This is a genomic window from Streptomyces sp. NBC_01176, assembly GCF_045039825.1.
In the GTDB taxonomy this organism is placed as follows: Bacteria; Actinomycetota; Actinomycetes; order Streptomycetales; family Streptomycetaceae; genus Streptomyces.
On sequence record NZ_CP108600.1, the window covers coordinates 3,960,175 to 3,986,589 of the forward strand.

General features: G+C 71.5%; 23 protein-coding genes. 11 read left to right on the forward strand and 12 right to left on the reverse strand.

Annotated elements, in window-relative coordinates; translation table 11 throughout:
• Positions 1-116: 116 nt before the first annotated feature.
• The 4 genes from OG199_RS16885 to OG199_RS16900 all read right to left on the reverse strand — a co-directional run bounded on the left by OG199_RS16885 (position 117) and on the right by OG199_RS16900 (position 3,931).
• Positions 117-494, reverse strand: a complete 378-nt coding sequence (locus OG199_RS16885) for a TadE/TadG family type IV pilus assembly protein (RefSeq protein ID WP_356799761.1) — start codon at positions 492-494, stop codon at positions 117-119.
• Positions 491-2,110 (reverse strand): CpaE family protein, encoded by a 1,620-nt coding sequence (locus OG199_RS16890; protein WP_405830112.1) that lies wholly within the window; start codon positions 2,108-2,110, stop codon positions 491-493. The genes OG199_RS16885 and OG199_RS16890 overlap by 4 nt, the downstream gene beginning before the upstream one ends.
• Positions 2,111-2,149: 39 nt before the next feature.
• A complete protein-coding gene (cpaB, locus tag OG199_RS16895; protein WP_266701102.1) occupies positions 2,150-2,863 on the reverse strand; it encodes a Flp pilus assembly protein CpaB in 714 nt (237 codons plus the stop codon).
• Positions 2,864-3,055: 192 nt separating this feature from the next.
• A complete protein-coding gene (locus OG199_RS16900; protein ID WP_405830114.1) occupies positions 3,056-3,931 on the reverse strand; it encodes a hypothetical protein in 876 nt (291 codons plus the stop codon).
• A 371-nt stretch (positions 3,932-4,302) separates the two neighbouring features.
• Between OG199_RS16900 and OG199_RS16905 the strand changes: the two genes are divergently transcribed.
• Positions 4,303-5,994, forward strand: coding sequence for a chitinase (locus tag OG199_RS16905; protein WP_405830115.1), 1,692 nt, complete (start codon positions 4,303-4,305; stop codon positions 5,992-5,994).
• Positions 5,995-6,134: 140 nt separating this feature from the next.
• On the opposite strand, the gene OG199_RS16910 is transcribed toward OG199_RS16905, so the two are convergent.
• The 5 genes from OG199_RS16910 to OG199_RS16930 form a co-directional block, all read right to left on the reverse strand.
• Entirely contained in the window at positions 6,135-6,818 is a 684-nt protein-coding gene (locus OG199_RS16910; protein WP_405830117.1) for a hypothetical protein, read from the reverse strand.
• Positions 6,819-6,882: 64 nt separating this feature from the next.
• The gene (locus OG199_RS16915) at positions 6,883-8,355 is read right to left on the reverse strand and encodes a gluconate:H+ symporter (protein ID WP_356799773.1); all 1,473 of its coding nucleotides are present in this window, start codon (positions 8,353-8,355) and stop codon (positions 6,883-6,885) included.
• 130 nt (positions 8,356-8,485) lie between these two features.
• Positions 8,486-8,896, reverse strand: a complete 411-nt coding sequence (locus tag OG199_RS16920) for a RidA family protein (RefSeq protein ID WP_356799775.1) — start codon at positions 8,894-8,896, stop codon at positions 8,486-8,488.
• 8 nt (positions 8,897-8,904) lie between these two features.
• Positions 8,905-9,663 carry an IclR family transcriptional regulator gene (locus OG199_RS16925; protein ID WP_401799312.1) on the reverse strand — a complete coding sequence of 253 codons (759 nt, stop codon included), beginning with the start codon at positions 9,661-9,663 and terminating at the stop codon, positions 8,905-8,907.
• Entirely contained in the window at positions 9,660-10,820 is a 1,161-nt protein-coding gene (locus OG199_RS16930; protein WP_405830120.1) for a sugar kinase, read from the reverse strand. Before OG199_RS16930 ends, OG199_RS16925 begins: the two co-directional genes overlap by 4 nt.
• A 141-nt stretch (positions 10,821-10,961) precedes the next feature.
• Here OG199_RS16930 and OG199_RS16935 point away from each other — a divergent pair, with 141 nt between their 5' ends.
• The gene (locus OG199_RS16935; protein WP_405830122.1) at positions 10,962-12,239 is read left to right on the forward strand and encodes an amino acid deaminase; all 1,278 of its coding nucleotides are present in this window, start codon (positions 10,962-10,964) and stop codon (positions 12,237-12,239) included.
• Positions 12,240-12,265: 26 nt separating this feature from the next.
• Positions 12,266-13,888: a D-aminoacylase gene (locus tag OG199_RS16940; protein WP_356799783.1), complete on the forward strand. Its 1,623-nt coding sequence runs from the start codon at positions 12,266-12,268 to the stop codon at positions 13,886-13,888.
• A gap of 19 nt (positions 13,889-13,907) precedes the next feature.
• Here OG199_RS16940 and OG199_RS16945 read toward each other — a convergent pair whose 3' ends face one another.
• Positions 13,908-14,822, reverse strand: a complete 915-nt coding sequence (locus OG199_RS16945; protein ID WP_405830124.1) for a serine protease — start codon at positions 14,820-14,822, stop codon at positions 13,908-13,910.
• 365 nt (positions 14,823-15,187) lie between these two features.
• On the opposite strand from OG199_RS16945, the gene OG199_RS16950 reads away from it, so the two are divergent.
• On the forward strand, positions 15,188-16,399 hold the full coding sequence (locus OG199_RS16950) for a pyridoxal phosphate-dependent aminotransferase (RefSeq protein WP_356799787.1): 1,212 nt from the start codon (positions 15,188-15,190) through the stop codon (positions 16,397-16,399).
• A 103-nt stretch (positions 16,400-16,502) separates the two neighbouring features.
• Positions 16,503-16,916, forward strand: coding sequence for a hypothetical protein (locus OG199_RS16955; protein ID WP_401799306.1), 414 nt, complete (start codon positions 16,503-16,505; stop codon positions 16,914-16,916).
• A 75-nt stretch (positions 16,917-16,991) separates the two neighbouring features.
• Here OG199_RS16955 and OG199_RS16960 read toward each other — a convergent pair whose 3' ends face one another.
• Positions 16,992-17,894 carry a helix-turn-helix transcriptional regulator gene (locus tag OG199_RS16960; RefSeq protein WP_356799791.1) on the reverse strand — a complete coding sequence of 301 codons (903 nt, stop codon included), beginning with the start codon at positions 17,892-17,894 and terminating at the stop codon, positions 16,992-16,994.
• Positions 17,895-17,996: 102 nt separating this feature from the next.
• On the opposite strand from OG199_RS16960, the gene OG199_RS16965 reads away from it, so the two are divergent.
• The 5 genes from OG199_RS16965 to OG199_RS16985 all read left to right on the forward strand — a co-directional run bounded on the left by OG199_RS16965 (position 17,997) and on the right by OG199_RS16985 (position 23,204).
• On the forward strand, positions 17,997-18,701 hold the full coding sequence (locus tag OG199_RS16965) for an SDR family NAD(P)-dependent oxidoreductase (RefSeq protein WP_405830125.1): 705 nt from the start codon (positions 17,997-17,999) through the stop codon (positions 18,699-18,701).
• 112 nt (positions 18,702-18,813) lie between these two features.
• Entirely contained in the window at positions 18,814-19,905 is a 1,092-nt protein-coding gene (locus tag OG199_RS16970; protein WP_405830127.1) for a substrate-binding domain-containing protein, read from the forward strand.
• A complete protein-coding gene (locus OG199_RS16975; RefSeq protein WP_405830129.1) occupies positions 19,902-21,074 on the forward strand; it encodes a toxic anion resistance protein in 1,173 nt (390 codons plus the stop codon). Before OG199_RS16970 ends, OG199_RS16975 begins: the two co-directional genes overlap by 4 nt.
• Entirely contained in the window at positions 21,071-22,609 is a 1,539-nt protein-coding gene (locus tag OG199_RS16980; protein ID WP_405830131.1) for a substrate-binding and vWA domain-containing protein, read from the forward strand. Before OG199_RS16975 ends, OG199_RS16980 begins: the two co-directional genes overlap by 4 nt.
• A complete protein-coding gene (locus tag OG199_RS16985) occupies positions 22,596-23,204 on the forward strand; it encodes a hypothetical protein (protein ID WP_356799799.1) in 609 nt (202 codons plus the stop codon). Before OG199_RS16980 ends, OG199_RS16985 begins: the two co-directional genes overlap by 14 nt.
• Positions 23,205-23,417: 213 nt before the next feature.
• Here the strand turns inward: OG199_RS16985 and OG199_RS16990 are convergent, their stop codons facing one another.
• Entirely contained in the window at positions 23,418-25,241 is a 1,824-nt protein-coding gene (locus OG199_RS16990; RefSeq protein ID WP_356799801.1) for a phosphoenolpyruvate carboxykinase (GTP), read from the reverse strand.
• Positions 25,242-25,574: 333 nt separating this feature from the next.
• On the opposite strand from OG199_RS16990, the gene OG199_RS16995 reads away from it, so the two are divergent.
• The gene (locus OG199_RS16995; RefSeq protein WP_401799295.1) at positions 25,575-26,300 is read left to right on the forward strand and encodes a hemolysin III family protein; all 726 of its coding nucleotides are present in this window, start codon (positions 25,575-25,577) and stop codon (positions 26,298-26,300) included.
• The last annotated feature ends 115 nt before the right edge of the window (positions 26,301-26,415 follow it).

Below are 26,415 nucleotides of genomic sequence, written 5' to 3' on the forward strand. Positions count from 1 at the left end.
CAGCTCCTCCCGGTCGGTCGTGGCGTTCGGTCGTGCGGTTCGGTCGTGCGGTTCGGTCCTGCGGTTCGGTCCTGCGGTTCGCTCGGGGGATCCGGTCGGGGGATCCGGCCATGGGGTCAGTCGTCGGTGGGCATGGTGGCGCGGCGGGTCACCTCGTAGGGGCCGAAGAGGGGGATGACCCCGGGGACCCTGACCGTGACGGTGGCGGTGGTGAGGTCGGGACCCGGTGCGGGGTCGACGCGCGGGTCCAGCCATCCGCTCACCGCGGCCTGTCCCGCCGCCGATCCGTCGCCGCCCTGCGAGGCGACCCGGGCGGCGGCGCGCGCGCCGGAACCGGCCTGGTTGATCCCGTATCCGATGAGGCCGAGCTGGATGGCGGCCATCCCGATGACCAGCAGGATGGGCAGGAACCCGGCGAACTCCAGCATGGAGACGCCCCGGTCGTCCCGGAGACCACGTCGAAGGCGCCGCCGCAACCGCGGGAGGGAGGTCATCCGTCGTCCCCCTCCAGTGCGGCGCCCGCGCTCCCGTTCACGCGCCACCCGGCGTCGAAGCCGGGGAAGAACAGGGGCACGTCGACGGCGACGGTGGCCTTCATGACCGAGCCCGCCGGCGCGCAGTTGATCGCGGCGCCCCGCCAGGCACCGGGCAGGTGCCTGCTTCCGGCCGCGGCGCAGGCGCCCTGGTAGCCGCCGGGGTCGACCGCGTACGCCGCCGTCGCCGCGCGCGCCGCCTCGTCCGCCGCGTTCCCGGCCAGCGAGTAGGAGTAGCCGTACAGCACGCACTGCCACAGGATCGTCATGACGACCAGCAGGATCGGGAACATCCCGGCGAACTCCAGGGTCACCGCGCCCCGGTCGCCGCCCCTCCTGCGCAGCGCCGACGTCCCCCGGTCCGGGGAGGCCTTGCGGCGCCGGCCGCCGCCCCCGCCCTCCTGGGCGACCGCCAGTCCCAGTTCCGCCGCCAGTGCCCACAGCGCGTGCTTGACGGTGGAGCGGGTGTCCAGGTCCTGGAGGCGTCCCGCGTCCACGACGGACTGGAGTTCCTTGAAGGCGGCGGGCACGGCCGAAGCGGCGACTTTGGTGCCGGTGATGCGTTGGACCAGGGAGGGCTGGATCTCCGTACCGCGGGCGAACCGGTTGACGACCGTCGTCGTCTCCTCCGCCTTGCGGATCTGGAGGCGGTCCCACATACGGACCATGCGTTTGGCGGCGCGGACGGCGACGACGTCGGGGGTGACGAGGAGCAGCGCCTGGTCGGCCATCTCGACGGCCGCCGCGGTCGCGGAGTTCATCTGGGAGCCGCAGTCCACGATCACGACGTCGTGGCGTGAGCGCAGGGCCGACAGCACCTGGCGGGTCACGCGGTCCGTGACCTCCTCGCCGCGCTCGCCCTCGGCGGGGGCGAGCAGCAGGCCGACGCCGCTGTCGTGGAGGTAGACGGCGTCCTGGAGGACGCGCGGGTTGATGTCGCTGATCCCGGCGAGGTCGGCCACCGACCGGCGGAACTGCACGTCCAGGTACGAGGCGACGTCCCCGGACTGGAGGTCGAGGTCCACCAGCGCCACGTCCCGGCCCGAGGCCTTCGAGGCCAGGGCGAGCTGGACCGCCGTCACGGTCGTGCCGACACCGCCCTTCGCCCCGGTGACCGTGACGACGGTGCCGCCGGGGCCCGTGTACAGCTCGGGCGTACCGCTGCCGAGGTGGCGCCGCATGCCGAGCGACCACCCGGCCGCGGCCTGGACGCGTTCGGCGAGGGCGTCGTAGCCGAGCGGCAGACCGATGATGCCGCGGGCGCCGGAGTCCATGGCGGCGGTGAGGACGCCGGTGCTGGCGTCGGCCGTGATGAGGACGACGCCGACCGCCGGGAAGCGCAGCACCAGATCGCGGATGAGGTCCAACGCCGGTACGGGGCCGATGCGTTCGTGGACCAGGACGACTTCGGGCAGCTCGTCGAGCGATTCCGCCGCGAGCCGGGCGAGGGTGTCGAGGAGGGCCGTGGAGTCGGGGACGGGCGGGGCGGGTTCGGCGTCGGCGAGCTGGCTGAGCAGGCTGGTGAGCGCTCGGGCCGAGTCGATGTCGCCGACGGCCGGGAGGATACGAATGGTCATCGGCACGGCCCCGGGGGCGTGGACCTCATGCGCGGCCTCCTACTTGTCCTGGTCGAGGGTGTACGTACGCTCGCCGGGGGCGACGGTGGTGTCGGAGCCGCCCGCGACCAGGGCGAGCCGGACGTGGGTCGCGAAGGACTCGGCGTACGCGACGCGTTGGGCGTCGGCGGTGTCGAGCGCGAAGGTGATGGGGACGGCCTGGGTGGCGGTGCGGCTGCGTTCGGCGCTGGACTGGCCGGGGTCGAGGGCGGTGAGTCTGCCGACGTCGATGACGCGCGCGTTCGCCACGATGACCTTGGACTGGTCCTTCTGCTTGTCGTTCTCGGCCTTGAAGGTGGCGTAGATGTTGACCCGCGCGCCCGGGTCGATCTTCCCGGCCACACCGGTCGCCGCGTCGATCATGATGGCGATCTCCTGCTGGCCCGCTTCCAGCGCGGGCCGGTCCACGATCATGTCGCTCTGGAGCAGGGAGCCCTTCTTCAGCTGCGTGACGGCGATCTTCCCGCGGATCCGGGAGAGGTCCGTGACGGCCGTGGAGGACAGCCAGCGCTCGGGCATCGAGATCTTCTGGAACTGGTCGGCCGTCAGCTCCTTGTAGGGCGCGATGTCGTCCTTCAGGCGGTACGCCGAGACCTCCGGGCCGACCTTGGAGTTCACGTCGCGGATCACCGAGAGCACTCCGGCGAAGGCGCCCAGGGCGCACAGGACCGAGAGGACCAGCAGGATGACGCCGCGGCGCTGGCGTGAGTTCATGACGCGGACAACCTCGATCGTGGGGCGGGGACGGCGGGGTCGAGCGGTCGTGCCTGGTGCTGTTCAGGTGCTGTTGAGATGTCGCTGTGGAGCCGTGGTGCTACGGGGCGGCGCTGCTGCGGAGCCGTGAGCCGCGATCCGCGCAGCCGACGCGCCCCGCACGGCTTGTACGCCTTATGTGACCTATGTGGCTCATGTCATGCCCCGGGGCAGGGCACGCACTGGAGAGGATGCCCGCACCGCGGCGGCCGGAAGCTCCGAAGGCGGTGGCAGCGGTGCGGCGCAGAACCCGCAGCGGTCACCGATGAGTTCGAGCCCGCACCAGTGGCACTCCTCCCGCCGGACGGACGACACGAGTTGGTAGAGCACGGAGACGTCGTACAGACCGGCGGCGAACTCGGCGAGCTTGGTGGTGCCCCACCAGCGCCCCGACTCCTCCGGCAGCGGCACGGTCGCGACGCCCTGCACACGCCAGGCGGGCGCGAGGGTCGCCGTGACCCAGTCCGAGGGCGGCTGGCCGGAGGCGACGAGCAGCCGGGTGCCGAACTCGGGCCCGGCGATCTCGTCCTGGCCGATCCGCGCGAGCTGGGGCCGCGGGGTCGCCAGCACGGCGAACTGGGCGCCGGGCACCCATGACTTGGCGTGCGACTTCAGGGTCACCGGCACCCGGTCGAGCTTGGCGACCGAGCCGAGCAGGGCGCCGGCGTAGATGTAGTGGGCGAGCAGCCGGGCGGAGGAGGCGAGCACGCCCGGACTGAAGTCGCAGACGGACAGCTGGCGCAACTGCTGGGCGAGCAGGGCGAGTCCGAGGGGCGGCAGGTCTATGGCGAGCAGCGCGATCCGGTCGCTCTCCAGGACGGAGCGGACGGTGTGCAGGCGCTGGGTCACGGCCGAGTCGACCGAGGCCGGGTAGAGCGCGATGACGTACCCGTGCTGCTCGATGAGCGTGTGCATTCCCGTGAGGGAGCCTTCGAGGGTGTCGAGGGGCTGGACGACCGCGGCCGGAGTCTGCCGGTCGTGATGCGGCAGCACCAGGTCGGGACTGGTGACGGCTATCGCGGTCGGCACGCTGCACACACCCCGTTCGCCGCGGCGAGGTGGTCAACCACCGCCACGGATCGCCCCTGTTTCGTCATGGACGGCCACAGTTGGCCGCAGATCGTCACTGTGACGCCCTCTTGCATCAGCACCATATCCACGGCATGGCCCGCTCAACACCGAATCCGCCAGATCATCTCACGGAAGGTGGGGGCATGATCAACGGAGAGTAAGGCGAATACGCGACAAGTCGCCCGCACCGCAGGGGGGTTGGGATTTACGGCCGCTACCCGAGGTCTTGACAACAGGATTGGTCTGGACCAACTTGTAATCCTGCGGTGGCCACCGTTCCGTATCCCTCCCCCACCTCCCCGGAGGACCCAGTGGACCGCGTCACACGCATGCCCGCACGGAGATGGGCGGTCGGCCTTGCCGCCGCAGTCACCGCCTCCGTCCTCTCCCTCACCGGCCTGGCGGGCCAGGCCCAGGCCGCCGACGTCAACAACGCCAGGAACGGCGGGTACGAGTCGGGCCTGAGCAACTGGACCTGTTCCGCGGGCAGCGGTACGACGGTGTCCTCACCGGTGCACGGCGGCTCGGCGGCGCTCAAGGCGACGCCCGCCGGCCAGGACAACGCCCAGTGCACCCAGCCCGTCGCGGTCAAGCCCAACTCGACGTACACGCTGAGCGCGTGGGTGCAGGGCGGGTACTCCTATCTCGGTGTGACCGGCACGGGCACCACGGACGTGTCGACCTGGACCCCGGACTCCGCCTCCTGGAAGCAGCTGTCCACCACCTTCGCCACCGGCGCGTCGACGACCTCGGTGACGGTCTACACGCACGGGTGGTACGGACAGGCCGCGTACTACGCCGACGACCTCTCGGTCCTCGGCCCCGACGGCGGCGGAGGCGGCGAGCAGCCCCCCACGGTCCCCGCGGCACCCGCCGGTCTGGCCGTCTCCTCCACCACCTCCTCGTCCGTCTCCCTGACCTGGAACACGGTGTCGGGCGCGACGGGTTACAACGTCTACCGGTCCGGCACGAAGGTGACGGCGGTGACCGGGACCTCGGCGACCGTGACCGGGCTGACGGCGTCCACCTCGTACCCCTTCCAGGTCACGGCGACCAACTCGGCCGGTGAGTCGGCGAAGTCGGCGACGGTGACGGGCACGACGAGCGCGTCCACGGGCGGCGGCGGGGGCACCGCGCTGCCGAAGCACGCCGTCACGGGCTACTGGCAGAACTTCAACAACGGCGCGACGGTCCAGAAGATCTCCGCCGTCCAGTCCCAGTACGACATCATCGCGGTGGCCTTCGCGGACGCGACCGGCACACCGGGCGCGGTGGGCTTCACCCTCGACTCCGCCGGCCTCGGCGGCTACACGGTCGACCAGTTCAAGGCGGACATCAAGGCCAAGCAGGCCGCGGGCAAGAAGGTCGTCATCTCCATCGGCGGCCAGAACGGCACGGTGTCGATCAACGACTCGACGTCCGCGGCGAACTTCGCCAACTCCGTCTACTCCCTCATGCAGACGTACGGCTTCGACGGCGTCGACATCGACCTGGAGAACGGCCTCAACGCGACGTACATGACGCAGGCCCTGCGCTCGCTGGCGTCCAGGGCGGGCTCGTCCCTGATCATCACGATGGCCCCGCAGACGATCGACATGCAGTCCACGTCGAACGCCTACTTCCAGACCGCCCTGAACATCAAGGACATCCTCACGGTCGTCAACATGCAGTACTACAACAGCGGTTCGATGCTGGGCTGTGACGGCAAGGTGTACTCCCAGGGCTCGGTCGACTTCCTGACCGCCCTCGCCTGCATCCAGTTGCAGGGCGGCCTCGCCCCGTCCCAGGTCGGCCTGGGCCTGCCGGCCTCGACGAGCGGCGCGGGCAGCGGGTACGTCTCCCCGACCGTCGTCAACAACGCCCTGGACTGCCTGGCGAAGGGCACCAACTGCGGTTCCTTCAAGCCCTCCAGGACCTATCCGGACCTGCGCGGCGCGATGACCTGGTCGACGAACTGGGATGCCTCCGCGGGCAACGCGTGGTCCAACTCGGTGGGAGCACACGTGCACGGGCTCGGCTGAACCGGCGGGACCGCGGACCGCGCGCACCGGCCGGTCGTCCGGCCGGCACGGAGGCGCGGTGCCGCGGTCGACCGGGCCGGTCCGGAAGGCAGGGGGAACCGCGGGGCCGCGTACGGCCGGTCGCGCGGTTCCCCCCGCTCCTACGGGGTGTCCTCGTCCGGGACGTCCTCGGTCCGGACGCCCTGGACGCCCGATGCGGAGGCGCCCTTCGCGGAGGTGTCCTTCACGGGTGCGTCCCCGTCCGGGGTGTTCCCTTCGGGAGCGTCCCCGTCCGGGGCGTCCTCTTCGGGGGCGTCCTCTTCCGGGGCGCCCTCCTCGAAGTAGGCATCCAGCACCGCGTCGAGCTGCTCCTCCCACTCCTTGAAGCGCGACCGGGCCGTCGCCTCGATCTCGATCGGGTACCAACGGCGGTCGGGCGTGTGCACCGTGACAGTGAACCGCTTGCCGAAGCGGGGCGACTCCGTCTCCACGGCCCCGATCTCGTCCCAGCGGAACTCCGCCTCCTGGTCGTCCAGACGAAGGCGTACGCCGCGGTGGTCGGCCTTGATCGAGGCGCGCCGGTCGGACGCCTCGAAAACCGGTCCGTCGGGATCGAGTTCGGGCTCGGGCTCGGAGTCGGCCTCCTCCTCGGACTTGGTGGGGGTCTCGGCCGAGACCTCTTCTTCGGGGGCGACGTCCTCGACAGCCGCCTCCTCGGACACGGCCTCCTCGACGACCGCGTCCTTCGGCTCCGCCGTGGCGGGTGACGTGAGCCCGGGGATGTACGCCGGGTTCACCGCGGCGGCGTCCAGGGGCTGGCTCTTCGAACCTATGCGCTGCTCCACAGCGGGCAGTATGGTCGAAGATCCTGTGCCGGGCACAGCCAGCCCCTACTTAGCTACGCGGCTGTTATACGAACACGCTCACCACGGCGGCCACGGCGAACCCGGCGACGGACAGCACCGACTCCAGGACGGTCCAGGTCTTCAGCGTGTCCCGCTCACTGATGCCGAAGTACTTGGCGACCATCCAGAAGCCGCCGTCGTTGACGTGCGAGGCGAAGATCGAGCCCGCCGAGATGGCCATGATGACCAGCGCGACGAACGCCTGGGAGTGGTCGCCCTCCGTCAGCAGCGGGGCCACGATGCCCGCCGTGGTGACGATGGCGACCGTGGCCGAGCCCTGGGCGACGCGCAGGACCAGGGAGATCAGGTAGGCGAGGACGACCACCGGCAGGCCGACGTCGTTGAAGGTGTCGGAGAGTGCCTGGGCGACCCCGCTGCCCTTGAGGACCGCGCCGAAGACACCGCCCGCGCCGACCACGAGCAGGATGTTGCCGACCGGCTTGAGAGAGGCGGTGGACACCGTCTCCAGCGACTTGCGGGACCAGCCGCGCCGGATGCCGAGCAGGTAGTACGCCAGCAGCAGCGCGATCGTCAGCGCGACGAAGGGGTGCCCGAAGAACTCGATGACCGAGCGGCCGGTGGAGGGGTCGAAGGCGATCGACGAGAAGGTCGCGAGCAGGATCAGCACCAGCGGCGTACCGATGATGGCCAGCACCGTGCCGAGCGGCACCGGCGCCTCCCGCGGCGTGACGCCGGCGGTCCGCTGCTCCTCGACCAGCGCCGCCTTCGCCTCGTCGGCGGCCTCGACCATGTCCTGCGGTACGGGGACGAAGATCCGCTTGCCGACCCAGGCGGCCCAGGCCCAGGCGGCGAGCACGGCGGGGATGCCGCAGACGATGCCCATCAGGATGACCCAGCCGAGGTCGACGTGGAGCAGACCGGCGGCGGCCACCGGGCCCGGGTGCGGCGGCAGGAACGCGTGGGTCATGGACAGGCCGGCGAGCAGCGGCAGGCAGTACAGGAGGATCGACTTGCCGCCGCGCTTGGCGGCCGCGTACACGATCGGCGCGAGGACGAAGATGCCGACGTCGAAGAAGACCGGGATGCCGAAGATGAGGCCGGTGAGGCCCATGGCGAGCGGGGCGCGCTTCTCGCCGAAGATCTGGAGCAGCCGGGAGGCCAGCACCTCGGCGCCGCCGGAGACCTCGAGCACGGCGCCGAGCATGGTGCCGAGCCCGATGATGATCGCGATGTGGCCGAGGGTGCCGCCCATGCCGGACTCGATGAGCGAGACGGCGTCGGAGCGCTGGACGGTGCCGAAGAGTTCGGTGACCGAGAGACCGGCCGCGAGGCCGACGGCTATGGAGACCGCGAGCAGCGCGACGAACGGCTGCAGTCTGACCTTGATGATCAGGAAGAGGAGAAGCAGGATGCCGAGCGCGGCGACCGTGAGGAGGCCGGCGGTGCCGTGGATGAGGGCGATGAGTCCACCGGTGTGGGGTGGGGTCTCGGGCGCGGCGGCGGCGAGCAGGGACATCACGGGGGACCTCGTAATTCCATGAGTCTTTCGGGGCAGGGGGAATCGCGGTGCGGCGCCCCGGGAACGGGCGCCGCACCGTGATGACGTACGGAGTGCGGGAGAAGGCGGGAGAGAGCGGAGCCCGGCGTCAGCTCAGGACGGCCAGCGCGTCGATCTCGATGAGGAGGCCCGCGGGCAGACCGACGTAGACGGTCGTGCGGGCGGCGGGGGGCGCGGTGAGGCCCTGCTCCTCGAAGTACGCGTTGTAGATCTGGTTCATCTCGGCGAAGTGGTCGACGTCGGTGAGGTAGACGCGGATCATCATCGCGTCGTCCCAGCCGGCGCCGCCCTCTTCGAGGATGGCCCGGACGTTGGCGAGGGTCTGGAGGGTCTGCTCGCGCAGGGTCGGGCCCGCGGGCGTCGGCGGCTCGCCCTCGACGGCGGGCAGGAAGCCGACCTGCCCGGCGACCTGGAGGATGTTCCCCTTCCTGACTCCGTGCGAGAACTTGGCGGGCGGGGTGGTGTGGGTCTTGGGGGTGAGGGCGGTCTTCTCGGTCATGGGGGTCCTTAGCTGGGGTCCTTCGGGGGCTTTCCGGAGTAGTCGCGGCTGATGGCGTCCGCCGTACGGCGCACCAGCGGGAGCAGGGTGAGGAGTTCGTCGGCGGTGACGACGACGTTGGGCGCGGAGACCGACATCGCGGCGGCGACCCGCCCGTCGGCACCCCGGATGGGCGCGGCGACGCAGTTGATGGACTCCTCGTGGCCACCGAGGTCGGTGGCCCAGCCCTGTTCGCGCACCGTCGCCAGCTCTTTGAGGAAGGCGGGGGCGTTGGGGGTCGAACGGGCCGTGTACAGGGGGTAGTCGAGCTTCTCCGCGAGGGCGCGGCGCTCGGCCTCGGGCAGGTCGGCGAGGAGGAGTTTGGCGACCGCGGCGACGGTGATGGCGACGGGCTTGCCGATCCGCGAGTACATGCGCACGGGGTAGCGGCTCTCCACCTTGTCGATGTAGAGGACCTCGTTGTCCTCGTAGACCGCGAGGTGGACGGTGTGCCCGCACTGCTCGTTGAGGCGTACGAGGTGGGAGTGGGCGATCTCGCGGACGTCGAGGTTCTCGACGGCCTCCTGGGCGAGGGCGAAGAGGCGGGCGCCGAGGCGGTAGCGCTGGTCGGACTGGCGGTAGACGAGGCCGTGCTCGTGCAGGGTGCGCAGGAGCCGGAGCGCCGTGGACTTGTGGACGCCGAGACGGTCGGCGACCTGGCCGAGGTCGGCGGGTCCCTCGGCGAGCAGCGGCAGGATGCTCAGCGCCCGGTCGACGGTCTGGCTCATGGGGTACGTACCTCCTCGTCGGCCCGCGTGACGGCTTCGGTCCAGCCGGGGCCGAGTCGAAGTGTCCCCCACGCCTCGTCGTCCAGAGCGGCCAGCCGGTCGGCGTGGTCGCGGGACGGCGGCACGGCGAGGTCGCCGGGGACGGTGAGGGCGGCGGCGGCCGTGAGGTGGCCGTGCCGCAGCCGGTCCCGGGCGGGCAGGGATCGGAGGGTGGCGGACAGGAACCCGGCGGCGAAGGCGTCCCCGGCGCCGACGGGCGCGACGACGTCGACGCGGAGGGCGGGGACGCGGGTGACGGTGTCCGCGCGGGACTCGGCACCGCCGCCGGACTCGGCAGCGCACCCACCGTCAGGCTCGGCACCGCACCCGCCACCGGCCTCGCCGCCGCTGCCTCGCTCGAACAGCGTCGCGCCCGCCGCGCCCTGCTTCACCACCAGTGCCCGGGGTTCGGGCAGCGCGGCGCGGATCGCGTCGGGGCCGCCGGTGATGCCCCAGGCCTCCTCCGCCTCGTCCTCGCCCACGAAGACGAGGTCGCTGCGGCGGGCCAGTTCCAGCAGGACGGTCCGGCCCGTCTCCGGGTGGTGCCAGAGATGCGCCCGGTGGTTGACGTCGAACGAGACCAGGGGGCGGTCGGGGCGGGGGGCGGTCAGCTCGCGGAGCAGGGCCAGGCAGTCGGCGGAGAGCGCGGCGGTGATGCCGGAGAGGTGCAGGACGCGTCCGGAGTCCAGTTCGGCGCGGGGCGTGTTGTCCGGGGACATCGCGGAGGCGGCGGAACCGGCCCGGTAGTAGAGGACCTCGTGCTCGTCCGTGGCCCGGTCGCCCGCGGTGCGGAAGTAGATTCCGGTGGGGCGGTGCGGGTCGCGGCGCACGGCGGAGGTGTCGACGCCGTACGCGGTGATGGCCTCCACCAGATGGTCGCCGAACCCGTCGTCCCCGACCCTGCCGATCCACTTCACGCGGTGCCCGGCGGCCGCGAGGACGCACGCCACGTTGGACTCGGCGCCGCCGATCCCCCGGTCGAAGGAGGGCACGTCGGCGAGCCGCCCCGGCCGGGAGGGCAGGAACGTGACCATGGACTCGCCGAGCGCGACCACGTCGACGGGGCGGATGCCGTCGACGGGACGGGACACGGCAGCTGCGGGTCCGGTGGGGGTCACGATGACGGGGGCTCCTTGCTCGCGCGGCGCTCGCGGTCAACGGCACCGTTGACCCTGCGTTGGCTGGGATGTTAGACAGCAGTAAGCGACATACGCAATGACCGTTGCATTATCTGCAACGCACCTCATCAGGGAGGCCCCATGGGCGCCGACACCGCCGCAGCACGCCTCGCCGCCCTCGCGGCGGACCGCGTGGACCACCGCTTCAAGGGGCTGCCCCCGGACGCCCGGGGTCTGACCGTCGGCGAGCTGACCGCCCAGCGCCGCAACCTCTTCGACGACGGCTTCACCACCCCCGTGCTCGCCCTCTCCGCCGAGCGTCTCGCCCACAACCTCGCCCTGATGGAGTCGTACGCCGCCCGCCACGGCCTCGCCTTCGCCCCGCACGGCAAGACCTCGATGGCCCCGCAGCTCTTCCACCGCCAGATCGAGCACGGCGCCTGGGGCATCACCCTCGCCGTGCCCCACCAGGTGTGGGTGGCCCGGGAGTTCGGCGTCCAGCGGGTCTTCCTCGCCAACGAGCTCGTCGACGCGGCGGCCCTGCGCCGGATCGCGGCGGAGCTCACCGCCGACCCGGACTTCCGCTTCGTCTGCTACGTCGACTCGGTGCGCGGTGTCGAGCTGATGGCCGCCGCGCTGCACGGCTCCACCCGTCCGGTGGACGTGGTCGTCGAGCTCGCCGCGGGCGAGGGGGCCCGCACCGGCGTGCGTACGGAGGCGGAGTGCGCGGCGGTCGCGGACGCGGTGGCCGCGACGACGACGCTGCGGCTGGTCGGCGTGGCGGGGTACGAGGGCGAGGTGCCGGGGGCCGACCCGGGCCGCGTGCACGCGTGGCTGCGCCGGCTGACCGCGCTCGCGGTGGACTTCGACAAGGCGGGCCGGTTCGCCGGGGTGGAGGAGATCGTCGTCAGCGCGGGCGGCAGCGCCTGGTTCGACGCGGTGGCCGACGTCTTCGCGGAGATCCCCGAACTCTCCCGTCCTGTATTGAAGTTGCTGCGCTCGGGCGCGTACGTCTCGCACGACGACGGCCACTACCGGCGGCTGACGCCGTTCGCCCGGGTCCCCGAGGAGGGCGCCCTGCACCCGGCGTTCCGGCTCTGGTCCCAGGTCGTCTCCCGGCCCTCCCCCGAGCAGGCCTTCGTCAACGCGGGCAAGCGGGACGCGGCCTACGACCTCGATCTGCCCGAGGCCCAGGCGGTCCGGCGGGACGGCCGCGAGCGCCCGGCCACCGGGGTCGCCGTCACCGGCCTCTCGGATCAGCACGGGTGGCTGGCCACCTCCCCGGAGGCGGACCTGGAGGTCGGCGACTGGGTGGGGCTGGGGCTGTCGCACCCGTGCACGTCCTTCGACAAGTGGCAGCTGATCCCCGTGGTGGAGGCGGACGGGACGGTCGTGGACTACGTACGGACGTTCTTCTAGAACCGGCACGGGAAAGGACGCACGCCATGATGGATCTCGTCATCCGTGACGCGGAGGTCGTCGACGGCACCTCGGGCCCCTCGTACCGCGCCGACGTGGGGATCGAGGGCGGCAGGATCACCACCGTGGTCAAGGAGGGAGCCGCGGCCGGCTGTCTGCGGCCGGTCGCGCGCCGGGTCCTGGACGCCGAGGGCCTGGCCCTGGCGCCCGGCTTCATCGACATGCACGCCCACAGCGACCTGGCCCTTTTGCGCGATCCCGAGCACACCGCGAAGGCGGCCCAGGGGGTGACCCTGGAGGTCCTCGGCCAGGACGGCCTGTCGTACGCGCCGGTGGACGACCGCACGCTCGCCGAGGTCCGCAGGGCGATCACCGGCTGGAACGGGCACGGCGACGACATCGACTTCAACTGGCGCTCGGTCGGCGAGTACCTGGACCGACTCGACCACGGCTTCGGCGGCGAGGGCATCGCGGTGAACGCCGCCTACCTCGTCCCGCAGGGCACCGTCCGCATGCTCGCCGTCGGCTGGGAGGACCGCCCGGCGACGGAGCGGGAGCTGGACCGGATGCGGCGGCTGGTCGCCGACGGCCTGCGGGAGGGCGCCGTCGGCATGTCCTCCGGCCTCACCTACACCCCCGGCATGTACGCCCAGGACGCCGAACTCACCGAACTGTGCCGGGTGGTGGCCGGACACGGCGGCTACTACTGCCCGCACCACCGCTCGTACGGGGCGGGCGCCCTGGAGGCGTACGAGGAGATGGTGGCCCTCACCCGCGAAGCCGGCTGCCCGCTCCATCTCGCCCACGCCACCATGAACTTCGGGGTGAACGAGGGGCGGGCGCCCGAGCTGCTCGCGCTCCTGGACCGCGCGCTCGCCGAGGGCGCGGACATCAGCCTCGACACGTACCCCTACACCCCCGGCTGCACCACGCTCGTGGCGATGCTGCCGAGCTGGGCGAGCGAGGGCGGTCCCGAGGCGGTGCTGGCGCGCCTGGCGGACGACGAGAGCGCCGAGCGCATCCGGCACCACATGGAGGTCGTCGGCGCGGACGGCTGCCACGGCGTCCCCATCGAGTGGGACACGATCGAGATCTCCGGCGTCGCCGATCCGGCGCTCGCGGAGTACGTCGGCAGCACGGTCCGGCAGTCCGCCGACCGGCTCGGCGAGGACCCCTGGACCACCGCCCGCCGCATCCTCCTCGACGACCGGCTCGGCGCCACGATCCTCCAGCACGTCGGCCACGAGGAGAACGTGCGCGCCATCATGCGGCACCGCGTGCACACCGGCGGCTCGGACGGCATCCTGCGCGGCGACAAGCCGCACCCGCGCGCCTACGGCACGTTCCCGCAGTATCTCGGCCGGTACGTGCGGGAGTTGGGCGTCCTCTCGCTGGAGGAGTGCGTCGCCCACCTCACCGGCCGCCCGGCCGCCCGGCTGCGGCTGCCGGACCGCGGTCTGGTCCGCGAGGGCTACCGCGCCGACCTCGTCCTGTTCGACCCGGCCACCGTCGCGGCCGGGTCGACCTTCGAGGCGCCGCGCACGCTCCCGACGGGCATCCCGTACGTGTTGATCGACGGCCGCTTCGTGATCGAGGACGGACGCCGCACGGACGTCCTGGCGGGGCGGGCGGTCCGCCGTACGGCCTGACCGCCCGCCCCGCGAGGCGTCACGGCTTGGGCAGGACACACCCGGTGGCGCTCAGATCGAGCTTGTTGCCGGTGCCGAAGCACGGGACGATCTGGTAGGTCTCCTCGGCGTAGTTGATGCCCTGGTGGATGGTGACGTTGCCGCTCGCGTCGACCTCGCACGGGTTGTTCACCGTGCAGGTCTCGCCGTCCTCGTTGCCGGTGTTGTTGACGGCGACGACCTTGCCGGTGGCGTTGTCGATGACGGGCGAGCCCGAGGTGCCGCCGATGGTGTTGCAGGCGGAGGTGTAGCGGACCGAGTCCTTCCAGGTCCAGTCACCCTCCTTCAGGCGGTACACGAACCCGTCGACGTTGCAGCTGTAGGTCCGCTTCCAGTAGCCGGAGACGACCTTGATGGCGGTGCCCGCGGTGGGATGGGTGTCGCTGAGGGTGAGCGCGCTGATCCCGTACGAGCTCCGGATCTGCGCGTAGGTGCGGGTGAGCTGGTAGATCGTGATGTCGGTGTCGGTCATCGTCGAGTACGCGACCTTGCTGGCGCGCAGCGTCGCGACGCCCGTCCCGGCGGAGTTCAGCAGGGTGAAGGAGCGCGAGGAGGTCTGGCCGACGATGACCTCGCCCGGTTCCGGGAAGCCCGTCTCCAGGCAGTGACCGTTGGAGAGCACGAGCGCGGGGTCACTGTCCGCGGAGTTGGGCATCCGGATGACGGAGCCGGAGCAGTTGCTGAGCGCGACGGTGCCGGCGTAGTTCACGGCCTGGACGGCCGGCGCCCGGACGGCCGACGCGTGCTCGGTCGACAACGGCACGACGGACGACCGCGCGGCCGGTGCGGACGCGGGTGCGGGGGTGGCCGCGTGTGCGGGTGCCGCGACCGCGGGTGCCACGCCCGCCCCGGTGATCACCAGGGCGAACAGCGCGGCGACGAGAGGCTTTCTCATGTGGGGGTCCCCTCTTGCGACTTGGGCGGCCGGAGGTCTTCCGGCCACGACCAGTTTTGTCATGCGCATTGTGAGGCGGGGGGACGCGGTGGACAAGGAGTGGTTTCCGGCCTCGGACGAGCGCCGCGGGAACCGTGTGGTCGCGGTCACCGACCCGTTCGGGGGAACCCCGCCCGTGGCCGGGATCGGCCCTGCCGCGGCCCCGGCCCGCGTCCCGGTCCGGCCGTTGCGCCAGGACACCGGCGCGTACGCCGGGGATCACGGGGTCCACGGCACGGCGTGGGACGAAAGGCACCCAAAACACCACGTCTCACGTGGTGGAAAACACGCCCCGCGAGGCGTTACGCGGCCGTAAGCTCACGGACATGCAGGTGATCCAGTCGACCAAGCTCGCCAACGTCTGTTACGAGATCCGGGGCCCGGTGCTCGAGGAGGCGATGCGGCTGGAAGCCGCGGGGCACCGGATCCTCAAGCTGAACACCGGCAATCCGGCCGCCTTCGGGTTCGAGTGCCCGCCGGAGATCCTGGAGGACATCCTCCGCAACGTCTCCTCGGCGCACGGCTACGGCGACGCGAAGGGCCTGCTGGCCGCCCGCCGCGCCGTCGTCATGCACAACCAGACCCTCGGCATCGAGACGGACGTCGAGCACGTCTTCATCGGCAACGGCGTGTCCGAGCTGATCGTGATGGCGATGCAGGGCCTGCTCGACGACGGCGACGAGGTGCTCGTACCGGCACCGGACTACCCGCTGTGGACCGCGGCCGTGTCCCTGTCCGGCGGCACCGCCGTCCACTACCACTGCGACGAGCAGTCCGACTGGATGCCCGACCTCGCGGACGTGGAGCGGAAGGTCACCGACCGCACCAAGGCGCTCGTCATCATCAACCCGAACAACCCGACGGGCGCGGTGTACGACGAGGCGATGCTGCGCGGGCTCACCGACATCGCCCGCCGCCACAACCTGCTCGTCTGCTCGGACGAGATCTACGACAAGATCCTCTACGACGACGCGACGCACACCCCCACCTCCGCGGTCGCCCCCGACCTGCTCACCCTCACCTTCAACGGCATGTCGAAGGCCTACCGGGTGGCCGGTTACCGCGTCGGCTGGATGTCGATCTCGGGCCCCCGCGCCCACGCCGACTCCTACATCGAGGGCCTGACGATCCTCGCGAACATGCGGCTGTGCGCGAACATGCCGGGTCAGCACGGCGTGGTCGCCGCGCTGAGCGGCCGGCAGACCATCGGCGAGCTCGTCCTGCCGGGCGGGCGTCTGAAGGAGCAGCGGGACGTCGCGTACGAACTGCTGACCCAGATCCCGGGCGTGAGCTGTGTGAAGCCGAAGGGCGCGCTGTATCTCTTCCCGCGGCTCGATCCGAAGGTCTTCAAGATCAAGGACGACCGGCAGATGGTGCTCGACCTGCTGCGCCGCGAGAAGATCATGGTCGTCCAGGGGACGGGCTTCAACTGGCCGGAGCCGGACCACTTCCGGGTGGTCACCCTGCCGACCGTGGGTGATCTGACCGACGCGGTGACCCGGATCGGCACCTTCCTGGACGGTTACAGCCAGCCCTGACCCTCACCCTGCGTGCCCGGCGGGGCCAAATGCGCGACCTGACTCAACTTTAGACGAAATCCAAGCTAGGATGGTTTCCTGCGAGCGCACAGGAGGCCGTCCCATGTACGAACCGATCCGCACCAAGTCGGTCCACACGGCGACCGGCGCGCCCTCGGACTTCCCCCACCGGTCGCGCGAGGAGGAGCTGGACATCCAGCTCGCCGGGCATCTCGCGGCCCTCCTCGCGGTGACGGACGAGATCCGTGCGCTCGCGCCCTCCCCCGACCTGGACACCGCGGCCGCGCGCCTCGCCGAACAGGTGGCGCGGCTCCGGGGAGGCGTCGCGCCCGTGCGCGCGTCCGCCGCCGCCCCCGGACCCCGCGCCCACGCCCTCCACCAGCGCGCGCACGCCCTCGCCGGACGCGCCCTCGTCGTCGCCGCCTCCCGCGCGGACACGGCGGCCGCGATCCTCGCCGCCGAGCGCATGGACGCCCACGCCCTGGCCACCGACCCCCGCACCCTCGCCTCCCACTGAGCCCCGCGCTCCCCCTTACGGCCCCGGTCCGCGTGCACCGCAGCGACGCGCGGACCGGGTGCCCCACACCCCACGTCAGCCGGGTGTCACGGCCGTCGTCTGCAGCCCCAGCGCCGCGAGCAGCGCCAACTGCTCCGCCGCCTCCGTGCCCGGCGCCGCGGAACACACCGTGATCCGCAGATCCGCGCCGGGCACGGTGAGGGTGTCGCAGTCCACGACGATCGTCCCGAGCTCGGGATGGTGGACCGTCTTGGTGTCGGCCGTGTGGAATCCGACCGTGTGCGCGGCCCACAGGGTGCGGAACCGGTCGCTCTCCCGCCGCAGGTCCGCGATCAGCGACCGCAGTCCCCTGTCCTCGGGATAGCGGGCGGTGGCGGACCGCAGATCCGACACGAGGGCCGCCTCCAGCCTCGTCCGCTGCTCCGGCGTGTGCGTGACCCGGGTCGGCAGCCCCGCGAACTGCCGCCACACGTAGTTGCGCTCCCGCCCCCGCCACTCGGAGGGGTCGCCGACCAGCGCGGCCCACAACGGGTTCCACGAGATCAGGTCGTACGCCGCGTCGTGGACCCCCAGGGGCGCGAGCCGCAGCTGGTCCAGCAGCCGCTGGACGCTGGGCGGGACGTGCCGCGAGATCTGCCCGGCCGCGGGCGGCGCCTGGCCGGCCAGGCGGAACAGGTGGTCGCGCTCCGCCTCCGACAGTCGCAGCGCACGGGAGAGCGCGGTGAGGACCTGGTCGGAGGGCGAGGTGGCCCGGCCCCGTTCGAGACGGGTGACGTAGTCCACCGAGAGCCCGGCGAGCTGCGCCAGCTCCTCGCGGCGCAGTCCGGGCGCCCGCCGCACACCGCCGGTCGGCAGTCCCGCCTCCCGAGGCGTCGTCCGGTCGCGCCAGTGCCGCAGCGTCGTGCCGAGTGCTCCGTGTGTTCCGTGCTCCCCGTGTGCCGCCCGCTGCTCCCCGTGTACCGCCCGCTCCGCGCTCATCCCTCCATGGTGCTCCCCCGCGGACCGCGCAGCCTGGTACTGCCGGACCCCCCGATGCCGGGGGCCCTGCCCGTGCGCCCGGACCGCGCGCACAGTGGAGTCATGACCATCACCGTGATCACCGGAGCCAACAAGGGCATCGGATTCGAGACCGCCCGCCGACTCGTCGAGCGGGGCCACACCGTGTACCTCGGCGCCCGCGACGCCGACCGGGGCCGGCGGGCCGCCGACGCGCTGGGCGCCCGGCCGCTGCTGCTCGACGTCACCGACGACGGGTCCGTGCGGGCCGCCGCGGACCGTGTGCGCGAGGAGGCCGGACATCTGGACGTCCTCGTCAACAACGCCGGAATCAACCAACCCGCCAAACCCGTGGAGGAGTTCACCGCCACCGACGTCCAACGCGTCTACGACACCAATGTCTTCGGTGTCGTCCGCACCGTGCACGCCTTCCTCCCGCTGCTGCGGAAGGCCGCGGCCCCCGTCGTCGTGAACGTCACCAGCGCCCTGGGCTCGCTCACCGTCAACGCCCTGCCGGACAGCACCACGCTGCTGCCGACCTGGGTGCCGCTGCTCGCCTACAACTCCTCCAAGGCGGCGCTGAACATGCTGACGGTGCTGTACGCCAAGTCGTTCCCGGAGATCCGGATCAGTGCCGTGACCCCCGGCTTCACCGCGACCGACCTCAACGGCCACTCCGGGACGCTGAGCGTCGAGCAGGGCGCCGAGATCGTCGTCGCCACGGCCGCCGCCGGAGCCGACGCGCCCACCTGCGCGTTCGTCGAGGCGTCGGGCAACCTCCCCTGGTGACGAACCGCACCACGGGAGGCGGCCGTTCCGGTTGCATACCGGGATAGGTCGGTCACTCCCCGTTCACCCGGCGCCTCCGGGAACGTTGGATTCCGGGAGCATGGTCCTCGGTGTGAGACGCATCGTGGGAATCGTCCTGGCGGTCCTGCTGATCGGCGGCGTGGCAGCAGCCGTCGTAGCGGGCCGCGAAGGTCAGGACACGCGCACGGCAACGAAGACCGTGCACGGAGTGATCGGTTCGGAGAAGGCGGAGTTCTTCGCCGACCCCGACGTGGTGAAGGCCCTCGCCGCCAAGGGCTACACCGTGAAGACGGAGACCTCCGGGTCCTGGGCCATGGAGGGCCTGGACCTCAAGGGGTACGACTTCGCCTTCCCCTCGAGCCAGGCCCCGGCCGACGAGCTCGCCGCCAAGTTCCACGCGCGGCAGCCCCTGCCGCGCCCCTTCTACTCGCCCCTCGTGGTCGTCGCCCACCGCAGCGCCGCCGAGGTGCTGGCGGCGAACGGGCTCGCGACGGTCGGCAAGGGCTCCGGCACGCTCAGGATGGCCGCCTACCTCAAGGCCGCCGAGCACGACCGGACCTGGCAACAGCTCAAGGGGGCCGGGGCGCACGGCGAGCTGACGGGCACGCTGTACATCGCCACCACCGACCCCGCCACCTCCAACTCCGGCGCGCTCTACCTCGCCGCCGCCTCGTACGTCGCCGACGGCGGCCGGGTCGCCGCGGACACCGTCGCCGTCACCCGCACCGCGCCCCTCATGCGCAAGCTCATCAGCGTCCAGGGCGCCCAGCAGACCAGCACGGACGCCGCGTTCCGGGACTTCGTCAGCGGGGCCGGAAACCCGCTCGTGCTCGTGTACGAGTCCCAGGTCGCCTCGCTGCTCGCCCAGGGCCAGGACGTCGGTGACCTCACGGTCCTGTACCCGGACACCACCGCGAACAGCGACCACACGGTCGTACCGCTGACGGAGGCCGGCCGCGCGCTCGGTGAACTCCTCAGCAGCGACCCGGCTCTGCGCAGGCTGGCCGTCAGGCACGGGTTCCGACCGCAGGGCGCGAGCGCGGAGTTCACGGCGGCGACCGCCGCCCACGCCACCTATCTCAACCAGAAACTGACCGGCGTCCGGCAGGCGCCCGTGCCCGCCTCCGCGGTGCTGCACGAGATGGCACGCCGGGCGAAGGGACAGGGGGGAAGCACATCATGAGCACCGAGGACACGTTCACCCTCACGCCGCCCGAGGCCGTCGCGCCCGTGCCGCGCGAGAAGGCCGGCGGGCTCGTCCCCGTCGACCCGTCCGTGCAGAACGAGATGGCGCGCCGGGCCGCGGAGTACATCGGCGGACTCGCCTCCCTGGACGCCCGTTCACCCGAGTTCGCGGGCAAGGTCGGGGAGATCGCGGGCCTCGGCGCGAGCGAGATGCGGGGAGCCGCCGCGCAGTCCAACCGCATGCTGGAGCGCACCCTGCGCAGCCTCCCCTCGAAGGGCGAGGACGCGCAGTCGCACGTGGCGGGCTCGCTCGTCGAACTCCGGCGCGTGGTCGAGGACCTGGACCCGCGCGACCTGCCCGCGGGCAAGGGGCGCAAGCTGCTGTCGCGGCTGCCGGGCGGCAACAAGCTGCGCGACCACGTCGCCAAGTACGCCTCCTCGCAGGCCACCCTGAACAAGATCGTGGGCTCCCTGCGCGGCGGTCAGGACGAACTGCGCCGTGACAACGCGGCGTTGCAGACCGAGCGGGTCCGGCTCTGGGAGACGATGGGCAAGCTCCAGGAGTACGTGGTGCTGACCCAGGCCCTGGACACGGCCGTCGAGGAGCACATCGCGGGCGTCGACGCCGCCGACCCCACGCAGGCCGACACCCTGCGCTCCGACGTCCTCTTCCCGGTGCGCCAGAAGCACCAGGACCTGCTGACCCAGCTCGCGGTGTGCGCGCAGGGCTATCTGGCCATGGACGTGGTCCGGCGCAACAACGACGAACTCATCAAGGGCGTCGACCGCGCCGCCACCACCACGGTCTCCGCCCTGCGCATCTCCGTGATGCTCGCCTCCGCCCTGGACAACCAGCGCAAGGTCGTCGACCAGGTCAACGCGTTGCGCGGCACCACGGAGGAACTGATCCGCGGCAACGCCGAGATGCTCGCCACGCAGAGCGGCGAGATCCAGCGCATCGCCGCCGACCCGGCCGTCGGCGCGGAGACCCTCCGTACCGCGTTCCAGCAGATCTACCGCACCCTCGACGCCATCGACACCTACAAGGTGCAGGCCACCGAGTCGATGGCGGCGACCGTGGAATCCCTGACCTCGGAACTCCAGCAGGCGAGCGTCTACCTGGAGCGCAGCAGGTCGCGCGGCGCCCTGGACGGAGGGTCCGCGTGAGACCACGACTGACCGCCCTCGCCGTACTCGCGCTGCTGACGGCCTGCACTTCGCACCCGCAGCAGGAGCGGCAGCCCGAGGGGAACGCGCCCGAACCGGGCACCCTGCGCATCCTCGCCTCCAGCGAACTCGGCGACATGCGACCGGTGCTGGAGCAGGTCCGCAAGGACACCGGCATCACGGTCCGCCCCACCTACCTGGGCACCCTCGCCGCCGTGGACCTCCTCGCGCGCGGCAAGGTGGACGGTTCCTACGACGCGCTGTGGCTGTCGTCCAACGACTATCTGCGGCTGCGGCCGGAGGCGGCGAAGAAGGTCGTCTCGGAGACGCCGGTGATGTCGAGCCCGGTGGCCATCGGGGTGAAGCCGACGACCGTGAAGGCACTGGGCTGGAAGCCCGACGACGTCACCTGGCCGCAGGTGGAGCAGGCGGTGGCGGACGGCCGGCTGACGTACGGCATGACCGACCCGGCCCGCTCCAACTCCGGTTTCTCCACCCTGATCTCGGTCGCCTCGGGCCTGTCCGGCGCGCAGTCGGCGCTCACCGACGCCGACGTGGACAAGGCGACTCCGCGCCTCAAGGAGTTCTTCAAGGGGCAGAAGCTGACCTCGGGGTCCTCCGGCTGGCTGGCGAGCGCGTACCGGCGCCGCGGCACCGTGGACGCCCTGCTCAACTACGAGTCCGTCCTGAAGGGGATGAAGGACCTGACGGTCATCCGGCCGCGCGACGGCGTCGTGACCGCCGACTACCCGCTCTCCTCGCTCGCCGCCACGGACAAGGGCACCCGGGAGACCGTCCGGCGTCTCACCGAGGCGCTGCGCACCCCGGCCGTCCAGCGGCTCATCACGGAGCGCACGCTGCGCCGGCCGGTGGTCGCCTCCGTCGCCCCGGCGGCCGGCCTCGACAGGAGCCGACGGCGTGAACTCCCCTTCCCCGGCAGCCGGTCCGTCGCCGACCGGCTCCTCGACTCGTACGAGAACCAACTCCGCCGGCCCTCCCGGACCGTGTACGTCCTCGACACCTCCGGCTCGATGCGGGGCGGCCGGCTCGACCGGCTGAAGAAGGCGCTCACCTCGCTGACGGGCGATTTCCGCGAACGCGAGGAGGTGACGCTGATGCCGTTCGGATCGGACGTGAAGAGCGTCCGCACGCACGTGGTGCGGCCCGCCGACCCGGAGGCCGGGCTGGACGGCATCAGGGCGGACACCCGGGCGCTCAGTGCCTCGGGCGACACCGCGATCTACACCTCGCTGGAGAAGGCGTACGAGCATCTGGGGGCCGGCATCGACACGTTCACGTCGATCGTGCTGATGACCGACGGCGAGAACACGACGGGCTCGGGTCCCGGGCACTTCGACGGCTTCTACCGCGAGCTGCCCGGCGCGCAGCGGGAGATCCCCGTCTTCCCGATCCTCTTCGGCGACTCCGACCGTGACGAGCTGGGGCACATCGCCGAGCTGACCGGCGGCCGTCTCTTCGACGCCCGCAAGGGTTCGCTCGACGGAGCCTTCGAGGAGATCCGTGGCTACCAATAGGTTCGTGGGCTATCTGGAGTCCCGGAAGAACCTGGCCGGGAGCGCCTGCGGGCTCGGTGGGCTGGCGCTGACCTTCACGGGGCTGGCGGGCGTGTACTGGCCCGTCGTCGTCGCGGGTCTGTACGGCGCGGGCGCGCTGATCGCGCCGCCGGAGCGGCCGCCGCTCCCGGACTTCCCCGACCCCTCCGCTCAACTGGAGGAGCTGCGGGCCGACTTCGCCACCCTGCGCGAGTACCTGGACGGCGTCGAGCTGCCGCCTGCGGCGGCGGGCCGGCTCACCGAACTGAGTGAGCTGCTGGCCGCCCTGCTGGACCCCGGCTGGGTCGCCGAGGTCCTCGCGCGCGACCCGGAGGGTGTGCACGCGCTGTCCCGTGCCGTACGGCAGGACATTCCCGAGGCCGTCGACACCTTCGTACGGACCCGGTGGTGGACCCGGCTGACACCCGGCACGGAGCCGCCGGAACGGCATCTGGAGCGGCAGCTCACCCTGCTGCACGAGGAGGCCGACCGGCTGGCGGCGGTCCTGCGGGAGGCCGAGGCGCGGCGCCAGGAGACGCACACGCGCTATCTGGAGGACCGCGGCCGCTCGCAGTGACCGGCCCGGTCGCCCGGCTCGGTGCGGGGGTGGCGGAAGCCGGGGCTCCGCACACGGTCGTGCGGAGCCCCGGCGGGTGCTGTCACCGCGGCCGGCCCTGGCGACGTCGCAGGTCAGGGCAAGTCGGGCCGGCCGCGGAGCGGTTGGGGGCGCCGAGGGCGCGTCGGCCTCCTCCCGCCGGGCGGGCGCCCGACGGGAAGGGACGGACACGACCTAGCCGAGACGCTGCACCAGCGCCCGGTATTCGTCCCACAGCTCCTTCGGGGTGTGCTCGCCGAAGGTGTTGAGGTGCTCGGGCACGAGCGCGGCCTCCTCGCGCCACACCTCCTTGTCGACGGTGAGCAGGAAGTCGAGGTCCGACTCGGAGAGGTCGAGCCCCTTGGTATCCAGGGCGCCCTTGGCCGGCAGGACGCCGATGGGCGTCTCGACGCCCTCGGCACGGCCGTCGAGGCGGTCCACGATCCACTTCAGGACACGGCTGTTCTCGCCGAAGCCCGGCCACACGAACTTGCCCGCGTCGTTCTTGCGGAACCAGTTCACGTAGTAGATCTTCGGGAGCTTCGCCTGGTCCTTGTCCTTGGCGACGTCGATCCAGTGCCCCATGTAGTCGCCCATGTTGTAGCCGCAGAACGGCAGCATCGCGAACGGGTCGCGGCGCAGTTCACCGACCTTGCCCTCGGCGGCGGCGGTCTTCTCGGAGGCGACGTTCGCGCCGAGAAAGACACCGTGGTTCCAGTCGAAGGACTCCGTCACCAGCGGTACGGCCGTGGCGCGGCGTCCGCCGAAGAGGATCGCCGAGATCGGCACGCCCTTGGGGTCCTCCCACTCGGGCGCGATGATCGGGCACTGGTCGGCGGGGACGGTGAAGCGGGCGTTGGGGTGGGCGGCCGGGGTGCCGGACTCCGGCGTCCAGTCGTTGCCCTTCCAGTCGGTGAGGTGGGCGGGAGTCTCCTCCGTCATCCCCTCCCACCAGATGTCGTTGTCGTCCGTCAGCGCGACGTTGGTGAAGACCGAGTTGCCCCAGAGCGTCTTCATCGCGTTGGCGTTGGTGTGCTCACCGGTGCCGGGCGCGACGCCGAAGAAACCGGCCTCGGGGTTGATCGCGTACAGCTGGCCGTCCTCGCCGAACCGCATCCAGGCGATGTCGTCACCGATGGTCTCGACCGTCCACCCGGAGACCGTGGGCTCCAGCATGGCGAGGTTGGTCTTGCCGCACGCGCTCGGGAAGGCCGCGGCGACGTACTTGGACCCGCCCTGCGGCGGGGTCAGCTTCAGGATGAGCATGTGCTCGGCGAGCCAGCCCTCGTCCCGTGCCATGACGGAGGCTATGCGCAGGGCGTAGCACTTCTTGCCGAGCAGCGCGTTGCCGCCGTAGCCCGAGCCGTACGACCAGATCTCGCGGGTCTCCGGGAAGTGCGAGATGTACTTCGTGGAGTTGCACGGCCACGGCACGTCGGCCTCGCCCTCGGCGAGCGGCGCCCCGAGCGTGTGCACGGCACGCACGAAGAAGCCGTCGGTGCCGAGCTCGTCCAGGACGGGCTGTCCCATGCGGGTCATGGTGCGCATGGAGACGGCGACGTAGGCGGAGTCGGTGATCTCCACGCCGATCGCGGAGAGGTCGGAGCCGAGGGGGCCCATGCAGAACGGGACGACGTACATCGTCCGGCCCTTCATCGAGCCGCGGAAGACGCCCTGCTCACCGGTGAAGATCTCCCGCATCTCGGCGGGGGCCTTCCAGTGGTTGGTCGGGCCCGCGTCCTCCTCCTTCTCGGAGCAGATGAACGTCCGGTCCTCGACCCGCGCGACATCGGTCGGGTCGGAAGCGGCGTAGTAGGAATTGGGGCGCTTGATCGGGTCGAGCTTCTTGAAGGTGCCCTTCCGCACGAGCTCCTCGCTCAGTCGCTCGTACTCGGCCTCGGATCCGTCACACCAGACCACGCTGTCCGGCTGCGTCAGTTCGGCGATCTCGTTGACCCACGAGATCAGGTCCTTGTGCTGGGTGGGAACGGTGGAGGGAGCCGCGATGTCGCGCGCCACGATTGCTCCTAGATGAGGGGTTTTGTTTGTTGTGCCCCTTGGGGGCTGCGACCCGGATGCTTCACGGTGAGGGAACCCTGGCGCTCATCCGGTGCCGACCGCACTCATTTGATCATCCGACGCATTCGCCCATATGTCCAGAGGGCCTCACACCTGAGCGGCGTGAGCATCGCCACGTGTACCCGCGCTTCTTTGCGTCCATGCGGGGTTCAGCTGAAGGATTTTTTGCCTGGACGCCGCAGCAGGTCAGGAGCGTGAGAAGATGGCGGTTCTTGACCGGTCGGCGCGCCGTACTGATACGTAACTTACGGTTCCGTAGGTACGATTCGGCGTATGACTGCGCCCGTCCCCGACGCGCCCACGGACTCGCCGGCCGCAGGCCGCGGCCCCGTAGCGCCATCCCTGTCGCAGCCGGAATCACATCCGGTCAAGCCCAAGCTCCGCGGCTGGCTGCATCTCGGCATGTTCCCGGCCGTCCTGATCTCCGGCCTGGTGCTCACCGCCCTCGCGAGCTCGACCCGCGGCCGCATCGCCTGCGGAATCTTCGTCCTGACCGCCTGCCTGCTGTTCGGGGTCAGCGCGCTCTACCACCGCGGCGACTGGAGCCCGCGCATGGACGGCGTGCTGCGCAGACTCGACCACGCCAACATCTTCCTGATCATCGCGGGCACGTACACCCCGCTGACGATGCTGCTGCTCCCGGAGGCCAAGGGGCAGTGGCTCCTGTGGAGCATCTGGGGCGCCGCGGCGGCCGGCATCGTCTTCCGGGTCTTCTGGGTCGGCGCGCCCCGCTGGCTCTACACCCCCTGCTACATCGCGATGGGCTGGGCCGCCGTCTTCTTCCTCCCGGACTTCATGCGGACGGGCGGGATCGCCGTTCTCGTCCTGGTGATCGTCGGGGGCCTGCTCTACAGCGCGGGCGGAGTGATCTACGGAATCAAGCGCCCCAACCCCTCCCCCCACTATTTCGGGTTCCACGAGGTCTTCCACTCCCTCACCCTCGCGGCGTTCGTCGTGCACTACGTGGGCATCTCGCTGGTCGCCTACCAGCACGGCTGACCCCACCGGCCGGCCTCTCCCGGCACACCTCCGGCCACCCCAGGGCCGCGGCTCACGAGCCGCGGCCCTTTGCCGTGCCCGGAACACCCCGGCCGGCACCACAACGCCTGACAGA